Origin of the sequence: Frankia sp. CgMI4 (assembly GCF_001756285.1) — a bacterium.
Taxonomy (GTDB): Bacteria; Actinomycetota; Actinomycetes; order Frankiales; family Frankiaceae; genus Frankia; species Frankia casuarinae.
Window position 1 is genome coordinate 36,624 of the sequence record NZ_MAQZ01000085.1, and the last position, 6,658, is coordinate 43,281.

A 6,658-nucleotide genomic window follows, 5' to 3' on the forward strand; every position below is an offset into this window, starting at 1 on the left:
AATCCTGGGCCAAAGGGCGTGCGATCATGTGGACGCCGACGTCGTGGTGGTCGGTGCCGGAGTGGTCGGCTGCCTGGTGGCCACCGAGGCACTGGCCCGCGCGCCCCACCGGCGGGTGACGGTGATCGACAGGGGAGTGGTTGGCGGCGGAGTGTCCCGGTTCTCCGCCGGCCTGCACTTCCCGCGCGGTGCCACCCCACGGGTGCGGGCGCTGGCCGCCTACAGCCATCGCTGGTACGAGGACCTGCGCCGGCGAGACCCACAGGTGCCGATCCACCCGGTGGGCCTGACCGTGGTCAGCACCGACGAAGCCGCCGTCCGGGAGCACTACCTCCCCGAAGCGCGGCTGCGTCCGGCCGACCAGGGCTGGGAGGGCGACGGCGCCCACTACGCCGACGTTGGAGCGCTCACCCAACTCCTGGCCGCTCGGCTCCGCGACCGCGCGGCGTTTCGGGAGGGCACCGCGGTCACCGCCGTGGGGTCCGCACCGGACGGCGTCGTCCTCACGCTGAGCACCGGTGCCCGGCTCACCGCCGGCCGCGTCGTGCTGGCACCGGGTCCCTGGCTGGCCTGGCCGGAGCTGCTTGCCCCGCTCGGCGTCCGGATCAAGAAAGTGGTCGCCCTGCACATCGAACGACCCGCCACCCCTCGCGACCGCACGACCGTCTTCCACGACGAGGACGCGTTCCTGCTACCGCTGGCCCACCGCGGCCACTGGCTGTTCAGCTACACCTCACCCGACTGGGACGTCACCCCGGACGCGCTGACCGGGGAGCTGTCCGCCGACGACCTCGACCGCGGCCGGGCGATCCTGGATCGTTACGCCCCGAAGCTCAGCCCGTACTGTGTCTCCGGCCGCGTGTTCTGCGATGCCTACAGCCCCGACCGTACGCCGATCGTGCGCCCGGTCACCGCCGACGGCCGGGTGCTGTTCGCCGGCGCGGCGGGCGGTTCCGGCTACCGGCTGGCCCCCGCGATCGCCGCGGCGGCCGCCGACCTGCTCGACGAGAAGGACACCGCATGATCATCGACCGCTTTGGCGTCGCCGCGCTCTCCGAAGCATTCGGGATCGACATGGTCTCGGTCGACGGGCTGGGCACCGGCGCCGCCTGGGGCCGGGTCGCACCGGGCGTCGCCTCGGCGCACCACCGGCACGACGAAACCGAGCTGATCGTCATCGTCGCCGGCCGCGGCGAGTTCGTCGTGGGCTCCGAACGCCACCCGGTCGCGCCGGGCACCGTCGTCCTGTTCGAGCCGTTCGAGGCTCACGTCGTGGAGAACACCGGGGATCAGGATCTGGTCTTCCTCACCCAGTACTGGCGCGACGGCGCCCGCGCGGTGTCCTCGGCCACCCCGGTGACCAGCGAGCACGGCGACCGCCCGGTGTTCGTCTTCTCGACGCCGCCCACCCCCAACGGCGACCTCCACCTCGGCCACCTCTCCGGCCCGTATCTGGGTGCCGACGCCTACGTCCGGTTCCAACGGATGAACGGCGCCAACATCTGGCACCTGACCGGCAGCGACGACTTCCAGTCCTACGTGGTCGACTGCGCTCGCCGGGAAGGCAGGTCGAACGCCGAAACGGCCGCGCACTACAGCGCCGAGATCGCGGAAACCCTGCGACTGATGGACATCCCGCTCGACCAGTACACCGTCACAAACGCCGACCCCAGCTATGTCCCCGCGCTGAAGGACTTCTTCACCAGGCTGGTCGACTCCGGCGCGATCGCCCCGAGCGACGGCCCCGCGCTGTTCGACCCGAAAACCGGCCAATACCTCTACGAGGTCGACGTCCGCGGCGGCTGCCCCGGCTGCGGTGAGATCACCGGCGGCAACATCTGCGAGGAGTGCGGCGAGCCGAACACCGTGGTCGACCTGGCCGATCCGGTCGCCAAGCCCTCCGGCGAGGCACCCGCTGCCGGCACGGTCCGCCGCTACGTGCTGCCGCTGCATGAGCACGCGGGCACGGTGCTCGACCATCACCGCCGGGGCCGCGTCCCGGCCCGGCTACGGGAGCTCGCCGCACGACTGTTCCGCCGGGAGCGGGTCGACATCCCGGTCAGCCACCCCAGCGACTGGGGCATCACCCCGCACGAGGCGAACGGCGCCGGCCAGGTGATCTGGGTATGGCCGGAGATGGCCTTCGGCTTCCTGCACGGCATCCAGAAGCTCGGCGAGCGCATCGGCCGCGACTGGACGGCCGCCGAGCCGACCGACGACTGGAAGATCGTCCACTTCTTCGGCTACGACAACAGCTTCTACCACGCGAYTCTCTACCCGGTGCTCTACCAGCTCGCCCTGCCCGGCTGGACGCCGGACATCGACTACCACGTCAACGAGTTCTTCCTCTACGACGGCCTGAAGTTCTCCACCGGCCGCCGGCACRCCATCTGGGGCAAGCAGATCCTCGACGCCGGCAGCGTGGACGCCGTGCGCTACTTCCTCGCCCGTAGCCGTCCCGAGGCGCAGCGAACGAACTTCGAGCTCGACGCCTACGAGCACACGCTCGCGACCACCCTGATCGGCACCTGGCAGGCCTGGCTGAACGACCTCGGCCAGCACGTGGCCGACCACTACGACGGGGTGGCTCCCGACGCCGGCAACTGGACCCCCGAGCACGCCGGGTTCCTCAGCCAGCTCGCTGCCCGGCTTGGGGCGCTCACCGCCAGCCTGCGGCCCGGCGGGTTCTCGCTCAACCAGGCCGCCGCCGAACTGGACGCCCTGGTGGCCGACGCGCTCCGGTTCAGCCGCCGGGAACGCGTGCTGGCGCGGGCCGGCGGCATGCCGAACGAGGTGCGCACGGCCACCGCACTGGAGCTGGCCGCCGCCGCACTGCTCGCGCACGGCGCCGCGCCGGTCATGCCGCGCTTCGCCGTCCGGCTGGCCGAAGCCCTTGGCCAGCCGGCGCCCGACCAGTGGCCCAGCACGGTCGAGCTGATCCCGCCGGGCAGCAAGGTCACCCTCGCCCACACCACGTTCTTCCGCCCGACCAGCAGGAGCCTGTCATGATCAACAAACTCCTGGCGTCCACCCCGGACCGCGGGACGCTGTACATCACCAGGCTGGCCGGCACCCGCGAGGTCCCGCTCGCCGAGGTCTGGCGACTGTCCGGCCTGGTCGCGGCCAGGCTGCGCGCCCGCGGCCTCGGCGCGGGCGACCGGATCGGCATCCTCGCCGCCAACAGCCTCGAGTGGGTGGTGCTCGACCTGGCTGCCCTGCGGCTCAAGGTCGAGACCGCCGGCCTGGAACCGGGCAAGTTCGCGCCTACCCGCGAACTCATGGACCGCTACGGCCTCTCCCTCCTGTTCACCGACCGGCCGTCCGACGAATCCGGTGTCGAGCAACTCGCGGCCCTGCTCGACGACCTGCTCGACGACCTGCCCGACGACCTGCCCGACGTGCCCCCGCCGCCGGTCAGGTACGCCCCCGACGAGGTCACCACGATCAAGTTCACCTCGGGAAGCACCGGCACGCCCAAGGGCCTGGGCGCCACCGTCGGCAGCATCGACAGCTCGCTGGACGCCGTCCAGGGCATGTTCGGCCACGGCCCCGGCGACAATCTGCTGGTGTTTCTGCCGCTGTCGTTGCTTCAGCAGCGCTACTGGGTGTATTCGGCGCTGCTGCACGGCCACGACGTCACGGTCTGCACCTACGAGGCGGCGTTTGTCGCACTCACCCAGGTACGGCCGACCGTCGTCATGGGCGTGCCCGGCTTCTTCGAAGGTGCCCGCAGCCRGATCGAGCGCCRCACCCAGCGCACCGGCCKGGACCTCGCCGATGTGGCCCGCGACCTGTTCGGCGACCGCATCCGCTACCTCTGGACGGGCTCGGCGCCCGCCGATCCCGCCACCCTTGCCTTCTTCAACCGGCTCGGTCTGCCGATCTACGAGGGCTACGGCCTCAACGAGACGTGCATCGTGGCCAAGAACCACCCGGGCGCGCACCGGGAGGGCAGCGTAGGCCGGGTGCTGCCGGGCAAGCAGGTACTCATCGACGATGACGGGGTGATCAGCGTCCGTGCCCAGCACCCGGTGAACGGGCGGTACGCCTACTGCGAGCCCGGCGACTCCGAGCGGGTCTTCGGCCCCGACGGCACCGTGCGCACCGGTGACCTCGGATACCTTGACGCCGACGGCTTCCTGTTCGTTCTCGGTCGTGCCGACGACACGATCGTGTTGGACAACGGTAAGAAGATCATCGTCAGGCAGATCGAGGAGCATCTGAAGGCCAGCCCGGCCATCGCGGAGTGCGTGCTCTACTGCCCGGCCCAGACCGAGCTGGTGGCGGTCGTCTCGCCGGCGTCGGTGCCGGCGGACACCGCTGCCATCTCCGCACAGCTCGCGGCCACCAACAAGGCGCTCGGCGGTGACCAGTACATCCACCGGGCCGTGGTGRCCGACGAGCCGTTCAGCATCGACAACGGCCTGCTCACATCTCAGTACAAACCCAAGCGGAAGCAGATCCGAGCGGTGTACCTGCGCCAGCTCGGCGACCCGAGGAAGGGACTCCATGCTGCCTGACTCTGTGCTGCCCGACTCTGTGCTGCCTGACATCRAGACCGTCGTCCGGGAGAACCTGGCCGCGGTGCTGACCATCGACATCGCCCCCGAGGACCTGGAGCCCGCTGCCGCCCTCACCGGTACCTACGGGCTGACCTCGCTGAACAAGGTCCTGTTCCTGACCTCGCTGTGCAGGGACACGGGCATCGACATGGCCCATTTCACCGAGGACGATCTGGYCGGGATGCACACCCTGCGTGACTGCGTGGAAATCCTGTCCCGGCACGCTCCAGCGGGGGCCTGACCGGTGGCCTGGCGCACGGACGGCCCGGCCGTCCTGGACAACGACCACGYCCGCCTCGCACCCGTCACCGAGGCCGACCGGGAAGCGTTGCGGGCGATCGCTTTCGACCCGGACATCTGGCGGTACTTCGTCTTCCGGGTGGAATCCGATGCCGACTTCGAGGCGTTCTTCGACGCATCTCTCGCCGACCATCGGGCCGGCCGGCGATGTGTCTTCGTCATCACCGACAAGCGCACCGGCCGGGTCGCGGGCAGCATGAGCTATAGCAACCTGTCCGAGCCGGACGCTCGGCTGGAGATCGGCTGGTCGTGGCTCGGCCGAGACTTCCGCGGCACGGGGATCAACCGGTGGGCCAAGGTGCTGCTGCTGGAGCACGCCTTCGAGCGCCTGGGCGCGCTGCGGGTGGAGTTCAAGACCGACGTGTTGAACACCCAGGCCCGCGGCGGCCTGCGCAACATCGGCGCCGTCGAGGAGGGGGTGCTGCGCAGCTACAACCCCATGCCGGACGGGCGCCGTCGCGACGCGATCTACTACAGCGTGCTGGTCGAGGAATGGCCGATCGTGAAGAAGACGCTCGCCGAGCGCCCTAAGGCGTGCCCGTGACCGTCCTGGTCAGGGCGGACGGGGAGCCGTCGGAGCTGGGCAAGGCCCACGGGGCGGCGTTGGCGGGGCGGCTGCGGTCGTTTGTGGACGACCACGTCTGCCGGCTCGGCCGGCTGCTGCCCGACCCGGTGACGCTGGACGGACTGCGCCCGACGATCGCCCGGTACCGTACGGAGATCGAGCACGCCACGCCGCGGCTCGCGGCCGAGGTCGCCGGGCTCGCGTCCGGCGCGGGCCTGGACGAGGACGAGGCCTGGCTGCTCCAGCTTCGGCGCGAGATCCTCGGCTACACCAAGATCCCCACCGCGGGTGACTGCACCACCTACGCGCGGGTCGCCGGCCCGCTGCTCGCCCAGACCGTCGACCTCAACGGCGACCTCGAAGACCAGATCGCCGTCCTCGACCTGGCCTCGCCGATCGGCCGCTCGCTCGTGCTGAGCTTCGGCGGCCTGCTCGGATACCTCGGCCTCAACAGCCGCGGCCTCGCGATCGGGCTCAACCTCGTCCTGGGTGGCGACTGGCGGGCAGGTCTGCCCCCGTACCTGGCGATCCGGCACCTGCTCGACACAGCGGAGGACGTCGAGGAAGCCCTCGACGTCCTCCGCGGCCTGCGGCTGGCCAGCTCCCGGTCGCTGACGCTCTGCGATGCCACCCGGGCGGTCTGGGTGGAGATCCTCGGTGACGAGCTACGGACCGTGCAAGCGCCACAGACCGTCCACACCAACCACTTCCTCCATCCCGACTTCGTTCCCCACGACGAGATCAACGTGTTCGCCCGCAACTCCTCCGTCCGCCGGCTTGAGGCTGCCACGGCGGTGCTCGCGACCCTTGGGAAGGAGCCCGAGGAGCACCTYGCGTTGCTGTCCGCCCCACCCATCCGGGTGCCCGACAACGGCGACATCCGGCGGGAGCGCACGGTCGCGGCAGCAGTCCTGTTACCGGAGCTCGGGGAGCTGCGGCTTCGGCCCGGCGACCCGGCCTTGTCCACTACTCGGACATTCCGGTTGAAGTAACAATCGTGGCGATGCTCCACCACGACGGACCACTCTTCCGCCGCTGTACCTACCTGCTGGAACAAGCGGTTCGTTAGCCGACCCTTCCATGATTTGGCGTCGCGGGAGGTGGAGAGGGTTCGCTCTCGATCCAAACACCGTCCGGCTTGCCGCTCTGCGCCGGCATGCCGGGGCAGAGCGGTTCGCCTACAACTGGGGTCTGGTCCGGGTGAAAGCCGCGTTCGCGCAGCGCGAGGCCG

At 70.4% G+C, this 6,658-nt stretch carries 7 protein-coding genes; all 7 read left to right on the plus strand.

Annotation, left to right across the window (positions count from 1 at the left end; genetic code table 11):
- The first annotated feature begins 28 nt into the window (after nucleotides 1-28).
- On the plus strand, nucleotides 29-1,024 hold the full coding sequence (locus tag Manayef4_RS16085; protein WP_035909436.1) for an FAD-dependent oxidoreductase: 996 nt from the start codon (nucleotides 29-31) through the stop codon (nucleotides 1,022-1,024).
- Nucleotides 1,021-3,009: a class I tRNA ligase family protein gene (locus Manayef4_RS16090; protein WP_070132124.1), complete on the plus strand. Its 1,989-nt coding sequence runs from the start codon at nucleotides 1,021-1,023 to the stop codon at nucleotides 3,007-3,009. The genes Manayef4_RS16085 and Manayef4_RS16090 overlap by 4 nt, the downstream gene beginning before the upstream one ends.
- Nucleotides 3,006-4,520 carry an AMP-binding protein gene (locus Manayef4_RS16095; protein WP_070132125.1) on the plus strand — a complete coding sequence of 505 codons (1,515 nt, stop codon included), beginning with the start codon at nucleotides 3,006-3,008 and terminating at the stop codon, nucleotides 4,518-4,520. Before Manayef4_RS16090 ends, Manayef4_RS16095 begins: the two co-directional genes overlap by 4 nt.
- Nucleotides 4,510-4,803, plus strand: a complete 294-nt coding sequence (locus Manayef4_RS16100) for a hypothetical protein (protein ID WP_083282501.1) — start codon at nucleotides 4,510-4,512, stop codon at nucleotides 4,801-4,803. Before Manayef4_RS16095 ends, Manayef4_RS16100 begins: the two co-directional genes overlap by 11 nt.
- Before the next feature lie 3 nt (nucleotides 4,804-4,806).
- Nucleotides 4,807-5,406, plus strand: a complete 600-nt coding sequence (locus Manayef4_RS16105; protein WP_070132126.1) for a GNAT family protein — start codon at nucleotides 4,807-4,809, stop codon at nucleotides 5,404-5,406.
- Complete coding sequence (locus Manayef4_RS16110; protein WP_023840425.1) at nucleotides 5,403-6,419, plus strand: C45 family peptidase; 1,017 nt, start codon at nucleotides 5,403-5,405, stop codon at nucleotides 6,417-6,419. The genes Manayef4_RS16105 and Manayef4_RS16110 overlap by 4 nt, the downstream gene beginning before the upstream one ends.
- Before the next feature lie 88 nt (nucleotides 6,420-6,507).
- Nucleotides 6,508-6,658: helix-turn-helix domain-containing protein (locus Manayef4_RS23235; RefSeq protein WP_175443407.1), on the plus strand; the 151-nt coding region annotated here is incomplete at its 3' end.